This is a genomic window from Rhizobium sp. BK176, from assembly GCF_024808055.1.
In genome coordinates, this window is record NZ_JANUBV010000003.1 from 224533 (window position 1) to 247213 (window position 22681).

Annotated in this window: 20 protein-coding genes and 1 riboswitch; of the genes, 7 read left to right on the forward strand and 13 right to left on the reverse strand. The window is 61.3% G+C overall.

Annotated features, from left to right (window positions below):
- The first annotated feature begins 10 nt into the window (after window positions 1-10).
- On the forward strand, window positions 11-2485 hold the full coding sequence (locus tag FHT76_RS13820) for a glycoside hydrolase family 2 protein (RefSeq protein ID WP_183863784.1): 2475 nt from the start codon (window positions 11-13) through the stop codon (window positions 2483-2485).
- Window positions 2486-2533: 48 nt separating this feature from the next.
- Here FHT76_RS13820 and FHT76_RS13825 read toward each other — a convergent pair whose 3' ends face one another.
- Both FHT76_RS13825 and FHT76_RS13830 read right to left on the reverse strand, forming a co-directional pair.
- A complete protein-coding gene (locus FHT76_RS13825) occupies window positions 2534-2770 on the reverse strand; it encodes an Lrp/AsnC ligand binding domain-containing protein (RefSeq protein WP_024315373.1) in 237 nt (78 codons plus the stop codon).
- A gap of 71 nt (window positions 2771-2841) precedes the next feature.
- Window positions 2842-3732, reverse strand: coding sequence for a LysR family transcriptional regulator (locus FHT76_RS13830; RefSeq protein ID WP_183863783.1), 891 nt, complete (start codon window positions 3730-3732; stop codon window positions 2842-2844).
- A 219-nt stretch (window positions 3733-3951) separates the two neighbouring features.
- On the opposite strand from FHT76_RS13830, the gene FHT76_RS13835 reads away from it, so the two are divergent.
- The 6 genes from FHT76_RS13835 to FHT76_RS13860 all read left to right on the forward strand — a co-directional run bounded on the left by FHT76_RS13835 (window position 3952) and on the right by FHT76_RS13860 (window position 11787).
- Window positions 3952-5235 (forward strand): FAD-binding oxidoreductase, encoded by a 1284-nt coding sequence (locus tag FHT76_RS13835; protein WP_183863782.1) that lies wholly within the window; start codon window positions 3952-3954, stop codon window positions 5233-5235.
- Window positions 5236-5252: 17 nt separating this feature from the next.
- Entirely contained in the window at window positions 5253-6791 is a 1539-nt protein-coding gene (locus tag FHT76_RS13840; protein WP_183863781.1) for an aldehyde dehydrogenase family protein, read from the forward strand.
- Window positions 6792-6861: 70 nt separating this feature from the next.
- Window positions 6862-7851, forward strand: coding sequence for an Ldh family oxidoreductase (locus FHT76_RS13845; RefSeq protein ID WP_183863780.1), 990 nt, complete (start codon window positions 6862-6864; stop codon window positions 7849-7851).
- A gap of 137 nt (window positions 7852-7988) precedes the next feature.
- Complete coding sequence (locus tag FHT76_RS13850) at window positions 7989-9017, forward strand: iron ABC transporter substrate-binding protein (RefSeq protein ID WP_259185626.1); 1029 nt, start codon at window positions 7989-7991, stop codon at window positions 9015-9017.
- Window positions 9018-9193: 176 nt separating this feature from the next.
- The gene (locus tag FHT76_RS13855; RefSeq protein ID WP_210280862.1) at window positions 9194-10750 is read left to right on the forward strand and encodes an iron ABC transporter permease; all 1557 of its coding nucleotides are present in this window, start codon (window positions 9194-9196) and stop codon (window positions 10748-10750) included.
- Window positions 10747-11787, forward strand: a complete 1041-nt coding sequence (locus FHT76_RS13860) for an ABC transporter ATP-binding protein (RefSeq protein ID WP_183863778.1) — start codon at window positions 10747-10749, stop codon at window positions 11785-11787. Before FHT76_RS13855 ends, FHT76_RS13860 begins: the two co-directional genes overlap by 4 nt.
- Here FHT76_RS13860 and FHT76_RS13865 read toward each other — a convergent pair whose 3' ends face one another.
- The 11 genes from FHT76_RS13865 to FHT76_RS13915 all read right to left on the reverse strand — a co-directional run bounded on the left by FHT76_RS13865 (window position 11788) and on the right by FHT76_RS13915 (window position 22679).
- Window positions 11788-13113: a glucoamylase family protein gene (locus tag FHT76_RS13865; RefSeq protein ID WP_183863777.1), complete on the reverse strand. Its 1326-nt coding sequence runs from the start codon at window positions 13111-13113 to the stop codon at window positions 11788-11790. It lies immediately after the preceding gene.
- Window positions 13114-13225: 112 nt separating this feature from the next.
- Complete coding sequence (locus FHT76_RS13870; RefSeq protein WP_183863776.1) at window positions 13226-13855, reverse strand: thiamine phosphate synthase; 630 nt, start codon at window positions 13853-13855, stop codon at window positions 13226-13228.
- The gene (locus tag FHT76_RS13875; protein ID WP_028758963.1) at window positions 13852-14625 is read right to left on the reverse strand and encodes a thiazole synthase; all 774 of its coding nucleotides are present in this window, start codon (window positions 14623-14625) and stop codon (window positions 13852-13854) included. The genes FHT76_RS13870 and FHT76_RS13875 overlap by 4 nt, the downstream gene beginning before the upstream one ends.
- 2 nt (window positions 14626-14627) lie before the next feature.
- Window positions 14628-14825, reverse strand: a complete 198-nt coding sequence (gene thiS, locus FHT76_RS13880; protein WP_028758962.1) for a sulfur carrier protein ThiS — start codon at window positions 14823-14825, stop codon at window positions 14628-14630.
- On the reverse strand, window positions 14822-15790 hold the full coding sequence (gene thiO / locus FHT76_RS13885) for a glycine oxidase ThiO (RefSeq protein WP_183863827.1): 969 nt from the start codon (window positions 15788-15790) through the stop codon (window positions 14822-14824). Before thiO ends, thiS begins: the two co-directional genes overlap by 4 nt.
- 1 nt (window position 15791) lies before the next feature.
- On the reverse strand, window positions 15792-17618 hold the full coding sequence (gene thiC, locus FHT76_RS13890) for a phosphomethylpyrimidine synthase ThiC (RefSeq protein ID WP_183863775.1): 1827 nt from the start codon (window positions 17616-17618) through the stop codon (window positions 15792-15794).
- A 93-nt stretch (window positions 17619-17711) separates the two neighbouring features.
- Window positions 17712-17823, reverse strand: a riboswitch (TPP riboswitch).
- Between the two features lie 47 nt (window positions 17824-17870).
- On the reverse strand, window positions 17871-18641 hold the full coding sequence (locus FHT76_RS13895) for a FadR/GntR family transcriptional regulator (RefSeq protein ID WP_183755105.1): 771 nt from the start codon (window positions 18639-18641) through the stop codon (window positions 17871-17873).
- A gap of 18 nt (window positions 18642-18659) precedes the next feature.
- On the reverse strand, window positions 18660-19721 hold the full coding sequence (locus FHT76_RS13900; RefSeq protein ID WP_183863774.1) for a four-carbon acid sugar kinase family protein: 1062 nt from the start codon (window positions 19719-19721) through the stop codon (window positions 18660-18662).
- Entirely contained in the window at window positions 19718-20710 is a 993-nt protein-coding gene (locus FHT76_RS13905; RefSeq protein WP_259185627.1) for an ABC transporter ATP-binding protein, read from the reverse strand. The genes FHT76_RS13900 and FHT76_RS13905 overlap by 4 nt, the downstream gene beginning before the upstream one ends.
- Window positions 20710-21717 carry an ABC transporter ATP-binding protein gene (locus FHT76_RS13910; protein ID WP_183863772.1) on the reverse strand — a complete coding sequence of 336 codons (1008 nt, stop codon included), beginning with the start codon at window positions 21715-21717 and terminating at the stop codon, window positions 20710-20712. The genes FHT76_RS13905 and FHT76_RS13910 overlap by 1 nt, the downstream gene beginning before the upstream one ends.
- Complete coding sequence (locus FHT76_RS13915; protein ID WP_016556690.1) at window positions 21717-22679, reverse strand: ABC transporter permease; 963 nt, start codon at window positions 22677-22679, stop codon at window positions 21717-21719. The genes FHT76_RS13910 and FHT76_RS13915 overlap by 1 nt, the downstream gene beginning before the upstream one ends.
- Window positions 22680-22681: the final 2 nt, after the last annotated feature.

Here is a 22681-nt window from a genome sequence, read left to right on the forward strand (position 1 = left end):
GAGTCTGAGGATGCGGGGACGGTTGGCGAGTGTCGGTGCGGAGGAAACCCTGCTTGCCGAAGGGTGGAACCTGGTCCTGACGGAATCGGGCGCTTGCGCAACGCCCCATGACATTCCCTTGTCCGCGCAGTTTATTGCCGCCGAAGTACCAGGTACCGTCGCCGCAGCTTTGGAAAAGGCGGGGCAGTTCGACCGGGACAATCCGGAGCCGCTCGACACCCGCGACGCATGGTATCTCTGCCGGCTTTTTGACGTCCAGCCCGGTGATGCGATCCTTCGCTTCGAGGGATTGGCGACGCTGTGTCATGTCTTTCTCAACGGCCAAGAGATCCTGTCGTCGGAAAGCATGTTCACAATACACGAGATACCTGTGACGCTCTCTGGCGGCGACGAGTTGGCGCTGTGCTTCCGAGCCCTTGCGCCGAGGCTGGCCGAGCCCGGCCCACGCGCCCGCTGGCGGCCGCAGATGATCACGCCACAAGGCTTGAAGAATGTCCGCACGACGCTTCTGGGCCGCATGCCCGGCTGGTGTCCGGAAATTCATGCTGTCGGTCCGTGGCGACCCATCACGGTCGTCCGCCGCGATGTCGTTTCGATCGATAACGTTTCGGTCCGCGCCGTGCTCGAGGCGGATGGCACTGGGCGACTGAGTGTTTCGCTTCATACCAATGTCGACAACCCGGACCTCGTGCTTCGGTGCGGAGCTGTTCAGCAGGCTTTCGAAAAAGTCGGAGAGAACCACCATTCGGCAATCCTCAGGCTAGAGGACGTCGATCTCTGGTGGCCGCATACGCACGGTGTACCGCAGCTCTATGATTTCTCGATCATCATTGATGGTGTCGAGCACCATGCGGGCCGAACGGGTTTTCGCCGCATCGACGTTGATCGCGGATCGGGGGGGGATGACTTTGCGCTGCTGGTCAACGGCGAGCGTGTCTTTTGCCGAGGGGCGGTCTGGACGACCGCCGATATCGTTCGGCTGCCGGGCGGCAAGTCAGACTACGAGCCGTTCCTGCGCCTTGCCGCCGAGGCAGGCATGAACATGATCCGCATCGGCGGCACCATGGCTTACGAGACGCCAGCGTTCTTTCAGCTCTGCGACGAACTCGGTCTGCTCGTCTGGCAGGACTTCATGTTTGCCAACTTCGACTATCCGAAGAACGACAAGGCGCTAACCGCGCACGTCCACGCGGAGGTCGAGGAATTCCTGCACGCCGTCCAGGGATGCCCATCGGTGGCGGTTCTCTGCGGCGGCAGCGAAGTCTATCAGCAGGCGGCGATGCTTGGCCTGCCGCGTGAATATTGGGCAGGCCCAATCACGGAGGAGATCATTCCGGCGATCGCCGGCCGCATGAGGCCCGACGTGCCGTATGTGGTGAACTCACCATCGGGTGGCGCGATGCCCTTCTCGTCAGATGCTGGTGTTACTCATTATTACGGGGTCGGCGCCTATATGCGACCGCTCGTGGATGCCCGTCGTGCGAATGTCCGCTTCGCGGCCGAGAGCCTGGCTTTCTCCCAGGTGCCGCAACAACGAACGCTGCAACGGCATCTGGACGTTCCCCCGGTCCACAGTCCGCTATGGAAGGCGCGCGTTCCCCGCGATCGCGGCGCATCGTGGGATTTCGAGGATGTTCGCGATTTCTATCTGACCGAACTTTACGGCGAGGATCCGGCGCGACTTCGTCGTGAAGATCGCGACCGTTATCTGGACCTCTCGCGTGTCGTTACCGGCGAAGTTGCTGAAGCGACCTTCGCCGAATGGCGGCGCAGCGGATCGACCTGCAACGGCGCCTTGGTGTGGACCTTACAGGATCTGATGCCAGGTCCCGGTTGGGGGGTGATCGATTCGACCGGCGAGCCGAAGCCCGTGTGGTATGCCCTGCGTCGTGCCTTTCGGCCGGTTCAGGTGGTGGTGACCGACGAGGGGACGAATGGCCTCGACGTCCACGTGCTGAATGAAACCGAACATACCTTACAGCTTGATCTCGAACTGGTTTGCCTGCGCTACGGCAGGCAGCACGTCGTCAGCGGTGGCCGCATTCTGACTTTGGCGCCCAGAAGCTGTGAAACGTTTGCCGCAACCGATCTCTTCGGCGCGTTTTTTGATACGACCTACGCGTTTCGCTTCGGACCACCGTCGCACGACGTCACCGTTGCCCGTCTACGTCTGCCGGATGGCGGCCCGGTGGTCGCCGACGCTTTCCATTTTCCGTTGGGCCGCGCCAAGGCCTTCCACGATACCGAGATCCAGGCGGTGGTGACGCGGCAGGACAATGAATGGGAGCTCGATATCGCAGTCGACAGGTTCGCGCAGTCCGTCCATGTCAGCGTCGATGGTTATCGACCGGACGACGACTGGTTTCACCTTGCCCCCGGCGGCGCAAAACGCATCCGGCTGCTTCCGCTATCGGGATCGGCAGATGAACAAGCGCCATCCGGTCAGATCACCAGCCTCGGCAGCTCGCGAGCCGCCTCATTTTAATGCCCGAGATCGCCCTTGCGCGGCTGCCAGGGGTTTGAAACGGCTTCCTCAGAAAGCCTTGAACGTCAGCGTCGTCAGCGAACGCACGATACCGGGAATGTTGGCGATGTTGTCATTGATGAACTTGCCGATGTCCTGGCCTTCCTCGACGTAGACCTTGAGCAGAAGATCGTAGTCGCCGCTCGTCGAGTAGAGCTCTGAAGCGCGCTCTGTCTGGTAGATGGCATCGGCAACCTCGTAGGTTTTGCCGGGTGCGCATTGGAGCTGAACGAAAATGGGCTTCATGGGAATTTCCTGCATCATATTTTGGTTTGCGGCATAATGGTCGAAAGCACCATGCCGGCGCAAGCTGTTCGTCAGATGGCGGCTTCCCGAACGATCCAATCGCGAAATGCTTCCAGCGGCGCGTAGTCGGCCCGCTCCGGTGGATAGACGAGATAGTAGTGCTCGCTGCTTTCCATTTCTCGGTCGACGGCTGCAACCAGATCGCCGCGTTTCAGTTCATCTTGAATGAGGAACGTCGGAAGCAGCGCAACACCGAGACCGGCCATCGCTGCTTGCGCCGCAGTCGCAAACTGATCGAAAAGCATGCCGTGCACGGTTTGAAAGCTCACGCCGCTGTCTGCGAACCAGCGCTCCCATGCATCCGGGCGCGTCGTCAGGTGCAGTAGCGGAGCTTGAAGCAGGTCCTCGGCAACTTTGATCGCGTGTCGGCTGCGGAATTCGGGGCTGCAGGCCGGCACAGTTTTCTCCGACATCAGAAATGTCAGCTCCGCCCCCGGCCAATGCGCGTGGCCGAAATGAATGGCCGCATCGATCGAATCGAGCCGGAAGTCGAAGGGCGAAAGCCGGGTGACAAGATTGATCGTCACTCCCGGATTGGCCGCCAGGAAGCCTCCCAGCCGGGGTGCCAGCCAACGCGTCCCGAAGGTAGGAAGAATCGCCAGATTGAGCGTACCGCCGTGCGGATTGGCGCGCAGGTTCAGCGATGCGCTCGAAATGCGCCGAAGCGCTTCGCGTATCTCGCGGGCGTAGCCGTCGCCGGCGAGCGTCAATCGTACCGTCTGGCGTTCGCGCACGAACAGCTCGACGCCGAGCTGCTCTTCCAGCGCCTTTATCTGACGGCTGACGGCGCTCTGGGTGAGGTCGAGTTCACGCGCGGCGGCCGTCACGCTGCCTGTGCGCGAGACCGACTCAAAGGCCACAAGCAAGGATGTCGATGGAAGAAAGCGTCGTGAAAGCAGCACCAATCATTCCATTTCAGAATAAGCTATTTCCTAAATGTCGATATTTAGGGCTTATCCAGCTTTGTAAAGTCATTCATCTGACAGAATCGGAATGAACTGAAATTACGATCGAACTGCCCGGTACGGCCTCCTGGGCTGCGATCGGCAACCTGATCAGCGGTTTAACAAGCAATCGCACGGCGCTAGAATGCTGCCTGCTTAACCAATGGATTTTGATCGATGCTGAACGATCCCCGCTCCCATGGTCTCTGGGAAAAAACCGCTCCTCAGCCGCCCGTTACCTCCTCACTCGCGGGCAGTTTGAGTGCCGATGTCGTGGTTGTGGGGGGCGGCTATACGGGTCTTTCCTCCAGTCTCCATCTGGCGGACGCGGGTTCGAAGGTCGTGTTGCTGGAAGCCAAGGAGATCGGCTTCGGTGGTGCAGGCCGAAACGTCGGCCTCATCAACGCCGGCATGTGGGTCATGCCGGACGATCTTCCGGGCGTTCTCGGCCCGGTCTACGGCGGACGTCTGCTCGACTTGTTGGGCAACGCGCCACGGCTTGTAATGGAATTGATCGACAAGCACGGCATCGCCTGCGAGCTTGAACGAAACGGCACGCTTCACGTCGCCGTCGGCGAAAGTGGCCTGAAGGAAATCGAGGATCGTGCGCGGCAATGGGCGGCACGCGGCGCGCCGGTGACAGTGCTCGACGCGGCGGAGACGGCCAAGCGCGTCGGCAGCAGCGCCTATACGGGGTCGTTGCTGGATATGCGCGCCGGTACGCTGCAGCCGCTCGCCTACGCGCGCGGCCTTGCGCATGCGGCGGTCAAGGCTGGCGTTTCAATCCACACGTCGAGCGCCGTCATCGGGACTGAGCGGAAAGGCAATCGCTGGATCGTCAGGACGGCAAAGGGAGAGGTTACGGCCGACTGGATCATTGTGGCGACGGACGCCTATAGCACCGGCCCTTGGGAAGCGGTGCGCAACGAGCAGGTCCATCTGCCCTATTTCAATCTTGCAACCCGGCCGCTCAGCGACAATTTGCGCCGCTCCATCCTCGCTGGGCGCGAAGGCGTATGGGATACGAAGGAAATCCTCTCCTCCTATCGCATGGACCAGGCCGGGCGTTTGGTCTTCGGCAGTGTCGGTGCGCTACGCAATACCGGGCTTCAGATCCACACGGCCTGGGCCAAACGCTCCTTGAAGAAGCTCTTTCCGCAGCTTGGCGATGTCGAGTTCGAATGCGAGTGGTACGGCAAGATCGGAATGACCGACAATGCATTGCCGCGCTTCCACAGGTTCGCGCCGAATGTTGTAGGCTTCTCCGGCTATAATGGTCGCGGGATCGCGCCCGGTACGGTGTTTGGCCGCACGCTTGCGCAGCTCATCCTGGGGCAGACAACGGAAGCGGATCTGCCGCTGCCCCTGACAGCGCCGTCCGAACCGAGCTTCCGCGCCGTGAAGGAAATGTGGTACGAAGCCGGCGCCCAAGTGGCCCATTTCGCAGACGCCCGATTTTGAGAACCGAGGTTGAACCCATGACCATCTCCGCACTTGATCTCGCCACCGAGACGAAAAACCTGCTTACGGAACTGGGCGTCGGCGCCGACCGCTATACCGGCGGCACCCTTCGCGTTACCTCGCCGGTAACCGGCAAGGAGATCGGTGCGCTGAAGGAGCATTCTGCCTCGGAAGCAAAGGACGCCATCGAGGCGGCACACAAGGCATTCCTCGAGTGGCGGGCCGTCCCGGCTCCGAAGCGCGGCGAACTCGTCCGCCTGCTCGGCGAAGAACTCCGCGCGGCAAAAGCCGCACTCGGTCGCTTGGTCTCGATCGAGGTTGGCAAGATCACCTCCGAGGGTCTCGGCGAAGTCCAGGAAATGATCGACATCTGCGACTTTGCCGTCGGCTTGTCGCGTCAGCTCTACGGTCTGACCATTGCCACCGAACGCTCAGAGCACCGGATGATGGAAAGCTGGCACCCCTTGGGCGTGGTCGGCATCATCTCGGCCTTCAATTTCCCGGTGGCCGTCTGGTCCTGGAATGCTGCCCTGGCGCTGGTTTGCGGTAACTCAACAGTCTGGAAGCCGTCTGAGAAGACGCCGCTGACGGCGCTTGCCGTTCAGGCCCTGTTTGAAAAGGCTCTGAAGCGCTTTGTCGCCGAAGGCGGAGTGGCTCCGTCGAACCTGTCGACGTTGCTCATTGGTGGACGCGATGTCGGGGAAGTCCTTGTCGACCATCCCAAGGTGCCGCTCGTCTCCGCCACCGGCTCGACGGCCATGGGCCGCGTTGTCGGCCCCCGCTTGTCACAGCGCTTTGCCCGATCGATCCTCGAGCTCGGCGGCAACAATGCCGCGATCATCTGCCCGACGGCCGATCTGGACCTGACGCTGCGGGGCGTTGCCTTTTCCGCCATGGGGACCGCCGGTCAGCGTTGCACGACGCTGCGCCGCCTGTTCGTTCACGAGAGCGTCTATGACAAGCTCGTTCCGCGCCTACAGAAGGCCTATGGCTCGGTCTCGATTGGTAACCCGCTGGAAACGGGAACGCTTGTTGGGCCTCTGATCGACAAGCAGGCCTTTATGAACATGCAGTCGGCTCTTGAGCAGGCGAGAGCTGGCGGCGGTAAGGTCACGGGTGGCGAGCGCGTCGAAAACGGCGCGGCAGACGCCTTCTATGTTCGTCCGGCGCTCGTTGAAATGCCCGATCAAACCGGCCCTGTGGAGCATGAGACTTTTGCGCCGATTCTCTACGTGATGAAGTACACGGATTTCGACCAGGTGCTGGACCTGCACAACGCGGTGCCGCAGGGGCTGTCCTCTTCGATCTTCACGAACGACATGCGCGAGGCCGAGACCTTCGTTTCTGCTCGCGGTTCGGATTGCGGCATCGCCAACGTCAACCTCGGTCCGTCCGGGGCCGAAATCGGTGGTGCCTTCGGCGGCGAAAAGGAAACTGGCGGCGGCCGCGAATCCGGTTCGGATGCCTGGAGAGCCTACATGCGTAGGGCGACGAACACCGTCAATTACGGCAAGACCTTGCCGCTTGCGCAGGGCGTAAAGTTCGACGTCGAATGACCGTTGCTGCATTGCAGCTGTAAGGGTGATGGCATAACACGTCATCACCCTTTCTTTTTCGCAGGTCGCTATGCATCTGACCCTATCTGCGGCGGAAACGCTGGTTGTCGACGCTCTGGTGCGCAATCGTGTAGACGAGGCCAATGCACACTCGGTTGCAAGGGCTCTCGTTGCCGCCGAAGCCGCCGGGCAGGGTGGTCATGGTCTGCGCCGGGTCGAGGCCTACGCAAAGCAGGCGAAGGCAGGCAAGGTCGATGGATTTGCCAAGCCGCGGCTCGAACGGCCGTTTCCCGCCGTCGTGCGGATCGACGCCTGCCATGGCTACGCCTATCCGGCCTTCGATCTTGCCGTCACTGCGCTTCCGGAGATTGTCCTGCAGCAGGGGATCGCCTTGGCTGCGGTTCACCGTTCGCACCATGCCGGCGTCCTTGCCTTAACCGTAGAGCGGTTTGCGGAAATGGGCCTTGTCGCTCTGATGGTCGCGAACGCCACGGCGTCCATGGCCGCTTGGGGTGGACGGAAACCCGTCTTTGGAACGAATCCCATCGCGTTCGCCGCGCCGATTCCGGGTGCCGACCCTCTTGTCATTGATCTCGCTTTGTCACGCGTCGCCCGCGGCAAGGTGATGGCTGCGCGGCAAAAAGGCGTCGCCATTCCTGCGGATTGGGCCTTTGACCGCAATGGCGAGCCGACGACGGATGCGGTTGCGGCGCTCGAGGGCGCAATGGCGCCCTCTGGAGAAGCCAAGGGCGCTGCATTGGCGATGATGGTGGAGTTCCTCGCCGGTGCATTGACCGGGGCCAATTTTTCCTTCGAGTCCTCCTCGCTCTTTGACGACAAGGGCTCGGCGCCCGGCCTTGGTCAGATGCTTATGGTCATCAACCCCGCGGCCAGCGGTGGGAAAGGCGTCGCCGATCGAGTGGCTATGCTGGTCGGCGAGATTTCCTCCGATCCCGGTGTACGGCTTCCAGGACGTCGCGGCCAAACGGCCCGACGGCAGGCACTGGAACATGGCATTGACGTGGAGGATGAAGTCATCGCCGCAATCCGCACGCTCTAGAATGATTCTAAAGTTGACGAATGTTTTCAAGTATTTGTGATGCCAACGGCATCACTAAAACTTGAAATGCGAAATCAACAAAAATATACGGGCTCCATCACCCTGGGGATCTCGGGTGAAACACCATGGAGGGCTTCATGAAAACTTCCCTTAACCGCGTTTCCGGCGCGCTGGCGCTTGCCGCTTCGCTCGTTGCCGCAACGTCGTTGGCCACCGGCGCCGCCGTGGCGCAAGAATCCGAAGGCATTGTCGTCTACAACGCTCAGCATGAGAGCCTTGGCCGCGAGTGGATTGATGCCTTCACCAAGGCAACCGGCATCAAGGTGACGATGCGCCAGGGCAGCGACATGCAGCTCGCCAATCAGATCGTCCAGGAAGGCGACGCGTCGCCAGCCGACGTTTTCCTGACTGAGAACTCCCCGGCTATGACGCTCGTTGACGCCGCTGGCCTCTTTGCGCCGGTCGACAAGGAAACGCTGGACCAGGTTCCCGAGCAATATCGTCCGTCCGACGGCATGTGGACCGGCATTGCTGCCCGTTCGACGGTTTTTGCTTACGACAAGACGAAGCTGACCGAAGACAAGCTCCCGAAGTCGCTGCTCGACCTCGCCGATCCGGCGTGGAAGGGTCGCTGGGGTGCTTCGCCGGCCGGCGCTGACTTCCAGGCGATCGTCAGCGCCTTGCTCGAGCTCAAGGGCGAGGAAGCAAGTGCGGCTTGGCTTAAGGCGCTCAAGGAAAACTCCACACCATACAAGGGCAACAGCGTCGCGATGAAGGCGGTGAATGCGGGTGAAGTCGAGGGGGCGGTGATCTATCACTACTACTGGTTCGGCGATCAGGGGAAGACCGGTGAAAACAGCAAGAACGTAGGTCTGCACTACTTCAAGAACCAGGATCCGGGTGCTTTCGTCAGCGTCTCGGGTGGCGGCGTTTTGAAGTCGAGCCAGCATGCCAAGGATGCTCAGGCGTTCCTGAAGTTCGTGACCGGCAAGCCCGGTCAGGACATCCTGAAGAATGGCACCTCCTACGAATATGCTGTCGGCAAGGATGCAGCATCGAACGACAAGCTGGTCCCGCTGGCTGACCTCGATGCGCCGAAGGTCGATGCGGCCAACTTGAACAGCAAGAAGGTGACGGAACTGATGACCGCCGCCGGTATCATCTAAGTCCTTCTGACACATGTCCGGCTGGTCAAAACTGTTGCTTTTGGCTCAAGAAAAACGTAGGGCATGACGAAATCGGCAACCGTCTTCCGTGGGCGGTTGCCTTCCTTTTTCAGCGTGTGAAGGCGGCGGCCTTGCTGCAGGACAACAGATTGCTTGTTCCCGGCCATGAAGGGCCGATGGCACGGCCCGTGACAGGAATAGATCGGCTGCGGGCGCGTCTGCCTCACGCTTCCGTCATTCTCTTTGCCTCCGTCGTGGCGTTGTTTAGCCTGGTTCCGCTTGGTTTTATCGGCTGGATCACCTTTGATGTCGGCTGGCAGACCGTCAGGGAGCTCGTTTTCCGCGCGCGTGTCGGCGAACTGCTCGTCAACACGGTGCTGTTGGAAGCCTTCACCATTCCTCTGTCGATAGCTCTTGCTGTCACGCTGGCCTGGCTGGTCGAACGGACGGACATACCCTTCGCACGGCTTTGGTCGTGGCTGGCTGTCGCGCCCCTCGCGGTGCCGGCCTTCGTCCATAGCTACGCCTGGATCAGTCTCGTACCGGGGATGCGTGGGCTGCAGAGCGGTGTCTTCGTGTCCGTGCTGGCGTATTTTCCGTTTCTCTATTTGCCGGTTGCTGCCGCGCTTCGCCGGCTTGATCCCGCCATTGAGGACGCGGCTTCTTCCCTTGGCCTCGGGCCTTGGCGTCTGTTCTTTCGCACGATCCTGCCGCAGCTGCGCTTCGCCATTTGCGGCGGTTCGCTGCTGATCGGGCTGCACCTGCTGTCGGAGTACGGCCTCTTCGTGATGATCCGATTCGACACCTTCGCGACCGCGATCGTCGACCAGTTCCAATCCGCTTACAATAGCCCGGCCGCCAACATGCTGGGTGGTGTTCTGGTCGCTTGCTGCTTGCTTTTGCTGGGTCTCGAAATCCTGTTGCGCGGCAACGAACGATATGCCCGCGTCGGCTCCGGCTCGGCACGGCCGGCGGATCGCCGTCGGCTCGGCTGGTTCGCAGTGCCGGCGATCGTGCTTCAGGTGGGGCTGGCGGCATTGACCCTCGGGGTTCCCCTCGTGACGCTCGTGCGGTGGCTCTATCTGGGTGGGCTTGAAGTCTGGCGCGTCGACACGGTCGGCAATGCGTTTGTGCAAACCATCATTCTTGCCATCTCCGGCGGCATTCTTGCCACGATTGCCGCGGCACCAATGGCTTGGCTTTCCGTCCGAGCGCCGGGGCGTCTTCAGCGCCTGCTCGAGGCCTGCCATTATTATGTCGGCTCATTGCCTGGCGTGGTCGTCGCGCTTGCGCTGGTGACGATTACGGTCCGGCTCGTTCTGCCTCTCTATCAAACCTTCGCGACCCTTGTTGCTGCCTACATCCTGCTGTTCCTGCCACGTGCCATGGTAGGCCTGCGGGCAAGCATCGCCCAGGCGCCCGTAGAGCTTGAGCGGGCCGCAATGGGCCTTGGGCGGACGCCTGCCCAGGCTGTGCGACAGATCACCATGCGACTGGCCGCGCCGGGCGCGGCGGCCAGCGTCGCCCTCGTTGGTCTCGGCATTACCAATGAGCTCACCGCGACATTGATGCTGGCACCCAATGGGGTGGAAACTCTCGCCACGAAGTTCTGGTCGCTGACCAGCGAGATCGACTACGTCGCGGCCGCGCCTTACGCATTCATGATGGTCGTGCTATCGCTGCCGCTCACCCTCCTTCTCTATGCCCAATCGAAACGGACTGCCGGACAATGACGCTGCTTACGATTGATCGCATCAGCAAGCGCTACGGGCATGTCCAGGCATTGCAGAACATCTCATTCGATGTCGCCGCCGGAAGCCGCACCGCCGTGGTCGGGCCTTCGGGGTCGGGAAAGACGACGCTGCTGCGCATTATTGCCGGCTTCGAGCAGCCTGATAGCGGTCGCGTCACGCTGAATGACGAGCTTCTGGCCGACGGTCCGGCAACGGTGCCCGCGCACAAGCGAGGCATCGGTATCGTGTCGCAGGATGGCGCGCTGTTTCCGCATCTGAGTGTCGCCGACAACATCGGTTTTGGCTTCGAGCGCGGCGCCCCCGATCGCGAGCGACGCATTGTCGATCTACTCGATATGGTTGAGCTTGACCGCAACATGCTCACCCGCCGGCCGCACCAGCTTTCCGGCGGTCAGCAGCAGCGCGTGGCCCTGGCCCGCGCGCTTGGCCGCAAGCCGCGCCTGATGCTGCTCGATGAACCGTTTTCGGCACTCGATACCGGTCTGCGTGAGAATATGCGTAAGGCCGTGGCGCGCGTCCTACAGTCAGCAGGCATCACGACGATCCTCGTCACCCATGACCAGGCGGAAGCGCTCTCCTTTGCCGATCAGGTCGCCGTCCTGCGGGAAGGCCGGTTGATCCAGGCCGGGTCACCGCAATCGGTTTACCTGCAGCCGATTGATCGCGAGACAGCCCTGTTTCTCGGAGACGCGGTTATGCTTCCGGCCATTATTCGCAATGGCTTTGCCGATTGTGCGCTCGGCCGCGTCGCCGTCGATGGCGGCCATAAAGGTAAGGTCGAGATCATGCTGCGGCCTGAACAGATCCGCGTCGTTCCCGATGAAAGCGCGCAGACCTACCGCGGGCGGGTCGTCGAGGTGGAGTTCGGCGGGGCGACCTGCACCGTCGCCGTGTCGCTGGAAGGCGTTGCCCTGCCCCCTATCATGATCAAGACCTCAAGCGTGGCGCTTCCGGAGCGCGGAGATCATGTGCGTCTCGACATCGCCGGCAAGGCGCATGTTCTCGGAAGCCGCTGATCAGGCGATCTTGAGTTCGGAACTCTCGTCTTCCGATAACCAGCCGCCGCTATATCCCGCTAGCTCAAGACCGCGCCGGATAACCGATGAACGCCGCATAAGGCTCCAAATGAAATCGGACCGATCGTTTTCGATTGTCATCACCAGCAGTCCCTGGTCGATGCCGACGCAGCGGTCGTCGACCCAGCCCTCAGGTCGCTTGGTCTTGACTGTCGGGTTGAATCCGCCGGGGAAACGATCCTCGTAGAGCAGGTTCGGATAGGTGGATATCAGGGCGCGAAGACCGTCGAGCGAGGCTCGGCGGTCATATGGGAGCGATGCAAGCGCTGCCCAGGGAGCAATCGTGCCATCATCCGGCCCGAGCGGTGCGCCACGCGCAGCATAGCCGAGCACGCGCGGATGCCGACCGCCACGCATGTTGCGGGTGGGAGGCGGGCCATCCGAGGCGGACAGGCCCCATATGTCCTTGTTGTAGCCGACGAAGTGGCCGGGATTACGCTCGGCATAGTCTCGCTGCACGGCGATCGATAACTGGGTGTTGCGGAAATAATCCCAGTTGCGCTCGGCCATTGCCTTGTCCTGGATCCCACGGAAATCGATCCACGCATGCGAGAAGAAGTGAATGAAGAGTGGGCCGGCATAGACGTAAGGCTGGTCGCCGAACAGCATCCACGAATAGCTCGCGGTAAAGGCATCGTAGCTCGACGGTGGGATCGGATGCGTCGGGGAGGCAAGCGCCAGCGTATAAAGCAGGATCGCTTCGTCGTAGCCCTGCCAGCGCCAACGCAGGAAGCCGCTGCCTGGCTTCCAGCCCATGGAGACGGTCTGGCCCTTGTTTAGCGCCCAGTGCCAGTCGATCCTCTCGTAAACCAAACTCGCGAGCCTGCGAATCTCCGTTTCGGCTTCGGTGTTGCGGTCGAAATAGGCGGCGGCGGTCAACATGCCTGCCACCAGAAGCGTAGTGTCGATCGTCGACAGCTCGCTGTTCCAGGCGCGGTGGCCCGTATCCATATGCAGGAAGTGATAGAAGAAGCCGCGATAGCCGATCGCGTGTCGCTCACGGCCTTGGTGACCGTTGGCAAAGAAACAAAGTGTCTTCAGTGTGTAGTCGATCGCGTCGGACCGCTGCATCCAGCCACGCTCGACGGCGACTGGATAGGACGATAGGGAAAAACCGACCGCGGCGATGCTGCAGGGGACCCCCGTGATGGACGTGTCCGCGACGAGCCCGTTGGCGGGATTGTAGTGCTTCGGGAAATAATTGAATGCGCCTTGCTGAAGCCTGTCGATTAGCGCGGCATCCGTTTCCTCGGTCCGTTGTAACATGCGTGCCAAGCCCAACCTGTTGTTCGCCCCTGTTTGAAAATGGCGAAGGAGAATGCGCAAATCAATCATTTTTGAAGGCGTGCGACAGCACGCCCCTCGCTGCCCGGTCCTACTACCGATGCGGTGACGTTTTGGCAGCTCGCCAGCGTGTGGTGGCAGCGAGCCATTCCCGTGTCCGCGTTTCGGGATCAGCGCTGCGCGTGATATCGGTCACGACAGCGGCGCTATCCGCTCCGTGCGCGAAGACCCGTTCAATTCGATCGACGTTCAAGCCGCCGATGGCGACGAGCGGCAGGTCGCCCACCTGCGCCTTCCATGTGCGGAGGCGTTCTGGTCCCTGCGGCAACCATTTCATCTGCTTGAGAATGGTCGGATAGATCGGACCAAGCGCAATATAGTCCGGCTTTGCCGCCATTGCAGTCTCGAGCTCCGCATCGTCGTGCGTAGAGAGGCCGAGTTTCAAGCCAGCGGCGCGAATGGTATCGAGGTCGGCCGCTTCCAGATCCTCCTGACCGAGGTGGACGAAATCGCATCTTTCCTCGATCGCCAGCTGCCAATAGTCGTTGACGATCAGCTGGCAGTCATACGCTGCGCAAATTGCCTTTGCGGTTCGAATTTCGGCGCGTAACTCGGTCGTTTCCTTCTCCTTGATCCTGAGTTGCACAAGCTTGACGCCGAGCGGCACCAGACGCGCGATCCATTCGGCGCTATCAACGATGAGATAGAAGGGATCGAGCCTCATGCGAATACGGCCTTTCCGATGATGGGTGTCGAGGGAACCGCGACATCGCGCGGTTCGAGCATGCCGGCGCCGAAAGCTTCATGACCCGATTCGATCGCCTTGGCGAATGCACTGGCCATGGCAACCGGGTCGCCGGCGCCGGCAACGGCGGTGTTCAGGAGGACGGCATCGAAGCCGAGTTCCATGACAAATGTCGCGTGTGACGGCCGACCGATGCCGGCGTCAACGATAAGCGGAATGTCCGGGAAATGCGCGCGCATAGAACGGAGCGCCGTTGGGTTCAGCGGTCCCGCGGCGCTGCCGATCGGGGCGCACCAGGGCATCAATACCCCGCAACCCGCTTCGAGCAGCTTCTCCGCCACCACGAGGTCGTCGGTCGTGTAGGGAAAGACCTCAAAACCGTCGGCTGAAAGGATGCTTGCCGCCTCTACCAGACCGAACACGTCAGGCTGGAGCGTGTCGTGATTGCCGATCACCTCCAGCTTGATCCAGTTGGTGCCGAACAGCTCACGTGCCATCTTGGCCGTCAAAACGGCCTCGGAGACCCCATGGCAACCGGCCGTGTTCGGCAGAACCCGAACGCCAAGCGAGCGGATCATTTCGAAGAACGCACCACCACTTCGTCCGCCTGCGGTTTCACGGCGCAGCGAGACCGTGACGATCTCCGTTCCCGATCGTTTAACGGCCTCCGCGAGGATCGCCGGTGAGGGGTATCGTGCTGTTCCTAGAAGCAGGCGGGAAGAGACTTCGGCGTCATAAAGCTTCAGCATGATCAGCCTCCCTGCATTGGTGACAGGATTTCGATCCTGTCGTTGTCGTTGAGTGCATGGTCGGCGCGATCCTCGCGGTGGACGATTTCGCCGTTGACGGCGGTCGCCAGCCAGTCGCCTTCGTATTCCATCACCGTCAGCAGTTCGGACAGCGTTGGTGCAATCAGGTCGTGATGCTCACCGTTGACGATCAGTTTCATCGGTCACTTCCTCCTGGTTCGGTTCGGGAGAAGACAAGGTCGACCGCTTCCTTCGCCATCGCGGGCGCCAGCAAGAAGCCGTGGCGGTAGAGCCCGTTCAGCACGACGGCATCGGCTTCGCGGGACACGCGCGGAAAATTATCGGCGAATGCCGGCCGGATTCCGACACCCGCTTCGACGACAGCCGCGTCCGCAAAGGCGGGATGCACGGCATAGGCGGCGTTCAGCAGCTCCATCATTGAACGCGCCGAAATCGGGCCACCGTGTTCCGTCTCGATCATGGTGGCGCCAACCATAAACAAGCCATCTCCACGCGGAACGATATAGACGGGGAAGCGGGGATGCAGTAGGCGCACCGGTCTGGCGAGGGCAACGTCCTGAGTGTCCAGATAAAGCATCTCGCCGCGAACGCCACGAAGTCCGCTCATCTGCCCTATGCGCGCTGCGCCCGTGCAATCGACGATGTCGTCGTAGCCGGTGGTTTCATTCATCTGGTCGATGAATTTGACGCGTCGAGCGATCAGCTTTTCTCGCAGCAGACCCAGCGCCCGCCTTGGATTGAGATGGCCCTCCAGCGGGAAGAAAAGCGCGCGTCGGAAGCGGCCTGCCAAAGCCGGTTCCAATGCAGAGATTTGTTCGTCGTTCAGCCATTCATGGCCGCTGGTGCGGCCGGCGAAGCGATCAAGTTCGCCTTGGTCACGCGCTGGAGCAACGACCAGCGTTCCGTTTCGCTGGACCTCGCCAGGCAGCATTGTGTCCCAACGGTCGATGGCATCCCCGCCGCGCAGCAAGACGGCTTCATCGGCGCTTTCACACTCACACCAGGGCGCAAGCATACCACCAGCAAACCATGAGGCCGCTTGGTGAGAACCTGGATCCATAACGGTGATGTCGGCGCCACGAAGGCTGAGTTCGTGCGCGACCGCAAGGCCGGCAACGCCGGCCCCTTTGACGAGGACATGCATCTCAGTCACGCGACTGTTCGATGGGGTCGATCGGCATATAGAGATCGCCGCCCTCGCGGTATTTCGCCGCCATGGCGTCGAGCCCTTCCTTCTGCGCCTCGGCGCGGATGTCGTGTGATATCCGCATCGAGCAGAATTTCGGGCCGCACATGGAGCAGAAGTGCGCGACCTTGTGGGCTTCCTTCGGCAGCGTCTCGTCGTGAAAGCTGCGGGCCGTCTCCGGATCGAGCGACAGGTTGAATTGGTCCTCCCATCGGAACTCGAAACGAGCGCGCGACAGGGCGTCATCGCGCAATTGAGCGGCCGGATGCCCCTTGGCGAGATCGGCGGCATGGGCGGCGATCTTGTAGGTGATGACGCCGGTCTTCACGTCGTTGCGGTCGGGCAGGCCAAGATGCTCCTTCGGCGTGACGTAGCAGAGCATTGCCGTGCCGAACCAGCCGATCATCGCGGCACCGATGCCCGAGGTGATGTGGTCGTAGCCGGGGGCGATATCTGTCGTCAGTGGTCCCAGCGTGTAGAAGGGCGCCTCGCCGCAGACGGCGAGCTGCTTGTCCATGTTTTCCTTGATCTTGTGCATCGGGACATGGCCCGGGCCCTCGATCATGACTTGGCAGTCCTTGGCCCAGGCGATCTTCGTCAGTTCGCCGAGGGTCTCCAGTTCGGCGAATTGCGCGGCGTCGTTGGCGTCGGCAATCGAACCCGGACGCAGCCCGTCACCGAGCGAGAATGAGACGTCGTAGGCTCGGCAGATGTCGCAGATCTCTTCGAAATGCTCGTAGAGGAAACTCTCACGATGGTGATGAAGACACCACTTGGCCATGATCGAGCCGCCGCGCGAGACGATGCCGGTAACGCGGTTGACGGTCAGCGGGATGTAGTGAAGCCGGACACCGGCATGGATGGTGAAATAGTCGACACCCTGCTCCGCCTGCTCGATGAGCGTATCGCGATAGACCTCCCAGGTCAGGTTTTCGGCAATGCCCTCGACCTTCTCCAGCGCCTGATAGAGTGGGACAGTGCCGATCGGCAGCGGCGAGTTGCGGATGATCCATTCGCGAATGTTGTGGATGTTGCGGCCGGTGGAGAGGTCCATCACGGTGTCGGCGCCCCACCGGGCTGCCCAGACCATTTTCTCGACCTCTTCGGCCATCGAAGACGTAACCGCGGAGTTTCCGATATTGGCGTTGATCTTCACCAGGAAGTTCCGGCCGATGATCATCGGTTCGGCTTCGGGATGGTTGATGTTGGCGGGAATGATCGCGCGACCGGCGGCCACCTCCAGACGGACGAATTCGGGGGTGACGTGATCGGGAATGTGAGCGCCGAAGCTTTCACCGTCGCGCTTGACAGCCTCAGCCTTCGCCTTGCGGCCGAGATTTTCGCGGATGGCGATGAACTCCATCTCCGGTGTTACGATTCCGGCGCGCGCATAGGCGAGTTGGGTGACGGCTTTGCCGTCCTTCGCGCGGAGCGGCTGACGCTTGGCGGGAAATTCTGGCGTCAACCGTTCGCCGCTGGCAAAGCCGTTATCCTCCGGGCGTACCCGGCGGCCGTGGTAGGCTTCGACGTCGCCGCGAGTGAGAACCCAATTGCGGCGCAATTCCGGAAGCCCTTGCTCGATGCGGATGTCCGCATTTTCGACGGTATAGATGCCCGACGAATCATAAACCGTGACCGGCGGCTCGCCTGACGTCGGATGGACGCTGATCTCGCGCATGGGAACGCGGATATGGGGGTGGATCTCGCCCGGGATGTAGATCTTGCGGGAGGCCGGTAGCGGGCCCGTTGTAACGGTCGGGGGGATGTTCTTTGCGGCAATATTCATGGTTTGAGGCTCCAAGTTTTAGGTTTGGAGACCCAGTCATCAGCCGGAATGATGAAAAGACGCCGGCACGGATTCCACGCGAGAACCCAATGCCTTCGAGCGCTTGCACCGTCCCTACGCCAGTATGAACTGGATCAGGTTCAACGGGTCACTGCGCGCGATAGCAGTATCTCAGCCCCTTGCCGGGACCCCCCTGGTGAATGCGAAAAGGTTAGAGCCAGAGCGGCAAAGCTGTCAAGCCAACTGCCGCAACTACATGGAAAGGTCCAGAGCGCGGCCTTCGAAGAGGCGGCTCTGCGAGCCCTCAAGATGGGCCTTCATCAAGGCTCGTGCGTCTTCCGCGCGGCCTTCGACGATCGCGAGGTAAATCTTGTTGTGTTCCTCGTAGACCTGCTCCAGGCCTTGACGCGGACCAAGAAGCGATAGGCCGTGAAGGTGCATGCCGACAGCGATGTGTGCCTTCAGGGCGTCGATCGAGGCTGTGTAGTAGTGATTGTTGGCGGCTTCGGTGACCGCACGATGGAACGTGAAATCGGCGTCGGTGCGATGCAGCTGGTGGCTGGTTGCCTCGCGCAGATCGGCAAGCGCAGCGGCAATCTTTTGGATCGCCGCCTCGTCGCGGCGCTTGGCAGCAAAGTAGGCGGCAGCAGGCTCGATCGTCAGGCGAAACTCATAGCAGCGCTGGATATCCGCGATCGTCTTGACCGGCGAATAGGAAAGTTGCGTGGTCGGCGAACCGTGGGCGCTGACAAAGGTTCCGGCTCCCTGACGGGCATAGACGATTCCCTGATCGCGCAGCCGTGCCAAGGCGTCGCGCACGATCGGGCGGGAGACGCCGAGCATCGATGCAAGTTCGTGCTCGCCGGGAAGACGCGAGTCCGGAGGATAGTTTCCTGAGCGAATGCGCTCCTGCAACTGATCAAAGACCCGATCGACCAGCTTCACGGCCTTGCCACGCTCCGGCTTGGCTGCCGGGGTCGTCTGGGCTTTCGCCGATACACCGCTTGCTTCGTCCACCTTCATTCTCCCCGCCGGCATTGCTTATGCCGCCTGATTCTGTGCAATCAGTCTTAGCAAACTATCAGAATTCCCAAAGCCCCCGGACTTCACCGCACAGCGCAGACGCAAGCCATCAGCAGTCGTAACGTCAAACCACGGAATCCCCGCCTCGATTTCGCCCTTCGGCATCAGGACCCGAATTCCAAGTTCACAAAATACCGCCAGCGCCGTGTCACCGCCCCCGACCATCAGCATTTCCGGGCGCGTGGCATCTATGACTGATTTTACGCCTTTCGCGAAGCGGTCGGCAACTGCTGCTGCATCGCTGGTTATTTCACCCGTGCAACGCAGAAGCAGGGGCAAGGTAAATTGCCCTTCGCGGGGCACTGCTCCGATAGGGGCATCAATGGTCGAAGTCAGGGCGCCAGACCCTTCCAGCTTGGTCATTTGTGCTGCCGTGATCGGATCGCGAGAGCCAAAGGCAAAGATGGTCTCGGATGATGCAGCAAGCGGTTTGCGTGGTCGGTCCGTCTGCCCGATCTTTCGGGCAAAGGCAGCACCCAAGCCGCGAGCGCCGACAGCAAGCGTCGTCCTCCACTCATACTCGCCAACCAGTCGGTCAAGGTCACTGTCAGTCTCGGCGTCTCGCACGAACACTTCGCCGTCATTTGCCTTGAAGAGCTCAGCAATCGGGATGGGTTCGGCTACGCCACGACCAAAGACATGGCCATCGCGGGTCAAGCGCTGCTGGTCGGGGATGGCAGGCGCCACAACGATGGCTCCGTGACCGAAAATTTCAGCCAAGGCAGCGCTTTCGGCTGCAACATTGCCCTTGAGACGGGAGTCTATCTTCTTCAGGACAATGCCCGGCGAGGCGGCAAGAAGAGCCTTCGCCGCAGCAGTGGCTCTTCTCGCCGCTTCCTCCCCCAGGAGAGCTCGTGAAGCTGTGTTGACCACAACCACGTTGCAGCCAGTCAGAAGCGCTTCGGGAATTGCATCCACATCGATTGCGACAGCGACGGATAGACCGGCATCGACAAACGGAGTGCCCGTGTCGAGCGCGCCGGTCAAATCGTCAGCGATGATCGCGACCTCAAGCGTCATGCGTTCGTTTCCGTGTTGACCGCATGGCAGGCGACGAGATGGGCGGGCCTTGCTTCCTTCCACTCGGGGATCATCTTGCTGCAGACCTCCATGGCGATCGGGCAACGGGTATGGAAGCGGCAGCCGGTCGGTGGACTAAGCGGGCTCGGCACATCGCCCTGCAGGATCTGGCGCTTGCGAGTACGCTCCAGCTCCGGATCGGTTTCCGGAACGGCGGAGAGCAGCGCTTTGGTGTAAGGGTGCAGCGGGTTCTCGAACAGCTCCTCGCGGGTCGCAAGTTCGGCAAGGCGACCGAGATACATGACGCCGACGCGTGTGCTGATATGGCGTACGACCGCCAGATCGTGGGCGATGAACAGATAGGTCAGCCCGTATTTTTCCTGCAGGTCGAGCAGCAGGTTGATGATCTGCGCCTGAATGGAAACGTCGAGAGCGGAGATCGCCTCATCGCAGACGATGAACTTCGGCTGACACGCCAACGCCCGGGCGATAACCACGCGCTGGCGCTGACCGCCGGAAAGCTCATGCGGATAGCGCTGCGCAAAACGGGTCGGCAGCCCGACGTCGGTCAGCAGCGTCGCGATCCTGTCCTTCAGTTCCGCCTTGGTGCAAAGCTTGTGGAACAGGATCGGCTCGCCGATTGCCTCGCCGATCGTCATTCGCGGGTTGAGCGTCGAGTACGGGTCCTGGAAGACGATCTGCAGGTCGCGGCGGAACGGCCGCATCTGCTTCTCATCAAGGGTCGCGAGATCCTGCCCCTTGTAGACGACCTTGCCTGATGTCGCCTTGTAGAGGTTGAGGATGGTAAAGCCGGTTGTCGACTTGCCGCAGCCGGATTCGCCGACAAGGGAAAGCGTCTCGCCTTCCATGATATCAAGGTTGACGTTGTCAAGCGCATAAACCGTCGCCGCACGCTCGCCGAAGGCGCCGAGCTTGACGTGGAAATGCTTGACGAGGTTTTCGACCTTGAGAAGCGGTTGTGCACCCATCACGCAGCCTCCTGCACTTTCTGGACAACGAAACAGGCGGCCCGATGATTCCCGGCTCCGGCGAGCGGCTCGAGCTTTGGCACGCGCTCATGGCACACGGGTTCGGCCAACGGACAGCGTGGCGCAAACGGGCACCCCTTCGGCCGGCGACCGGGCTCTGGTGGTGTGCCGCCGATTGAAGAAAGCCGGCTTGCCGGGGCGTCGGAAAGCTTGGGAATGGAGGCCAGAAGGCCGCGCGTATAGGGATGGCTGGGACGAGAGTAGAGTTCGTCCACCGGCGCATCTTCCACAACCGTGCCGGCATAGAGGACGGCGACGCGATCGACGAGACCAGCGATCAGCGCGAGATCGTGCGTGATCCAGACGACAGACATGCCGAGCTTGGCACGCAGATCCTTCACCAGATCGACGATCTGGGCCTGGATGGTCACATCGAGCGCGGTCGTCGGTTCGTCAGCAATCAAGAGCTTCGGATTGCAGGCAAGGCCGATGGCGATCATGACGCGCTGGCGCATTCCGCCCGAAAGCTCGTGCGGATAGGCCTGCAGCCGCTCTTCCGGCCCCGGAATGCCAACGAGCCGCAGCAGTTCGACAGCCCGCTGGCGGGCCTGCGCCTTGCTCATCTTGCGGTGATAGATCAGCGGTTCGCAGATCTGGTCGCCGATGCGCATCACGGGGTTCAGCGATGTCATCGGATCCTGGAAAACGAAGCCGATGTCGCCGCCGCGGACCTTGCGCAGTTCCTTGTTGGACATCTTCTGAAGGTCGTTGCCGTCGAAGCTCGCGGAGCCCTTCGTCACCTTGATCTTGTTGGGCAGGAGCCGCATCAGGCTGAGCATGGTCAGGCTCTTGCCGCAGCCGGATTCGCCGACGACGCCGAGCGTCTCGCCCTTGTTGACGTGTAGGTCGATGCCGTCGACAACGACGGCAGGGCCATTGCGTCCGTCGATCTCGACGGTGAGACCGCGCACATCGAGTAGGCGTTCATTGGATTTGGTTGTGTTCATCACTTGCTGCCCCGCGGATTGAGTGCGTCGTTGAGGCCATCGCCGAGGAAGCTGAAAGCAACCGAGGCAAGGCCAAGAACGGCTGCCGGTGCGGCGAGGAGATGCGGATAGTGCTGCCAGACGCGCAGGCCATCCGAGATCATGTTACCCCAGCTGGGGGTCGGCGGATTGACGCCGACGCCGAGGAAGCTGAAGGCGCTCTCCAGAACCATGGCGGTGCCGAGGCCAGCACTGACGGAGACGATGAGTGGTCCGAGCGCGTTTGGCACGACGTAGCGCTTCATGATCACCCAGTTGGAGAGGCCAAGCGCCTGTGCCGCGGTGATATAGGGGCGGCTGCGGATCGACAGCACCTGAGCGCGCACGAGGCGGGCATAGGGCGGCCAGGAGATCAGCGCCATCGAGCCGAAGACGAGGAAGAAATCGACCCAAATGGTCTGGCGGTAGAATGGATTGAGGGTTGCCATGTACTGGGCCTCCATCCATTTTGCGATCGGCGTTTTCAGCGAAGCGTTGATGACGACGACGAGCAGCAGATTCGGCACCGACATGGTCACGTCAGTCAGCCACATGATGGCGCTGTCGAACGGGTTGCCGAAGAAGCCGGCGATGGCACCGAGCACGAGACCGATCGCAACCGCGATGAAGGTCACGACGATAGCAACCAGGAAGGCCGTGCGCGTTCCGAAGACGACGCGGCTGAAAACATCCCGACCTAGATCATCGGTACCGAACAGGTGGTGAAGTGACGGAACCGCGTTTCGCGCCTGCAGATCCTGCGTCAGATAGTCGTAAGGCGTCAGGTATGGACCGAAGATTGCGGTGAAACCGAGGATCAGCACGACAACCAGACCGAAAAGGGCAAGCTTGTTGCGCTTCAGACGGTACCAGGCGTCACGCCACAGGTTGACCGGCGGCTCTTCCTGCGTTGCTTCGATCGTGGAGAGAGGGATGGCGGACATGG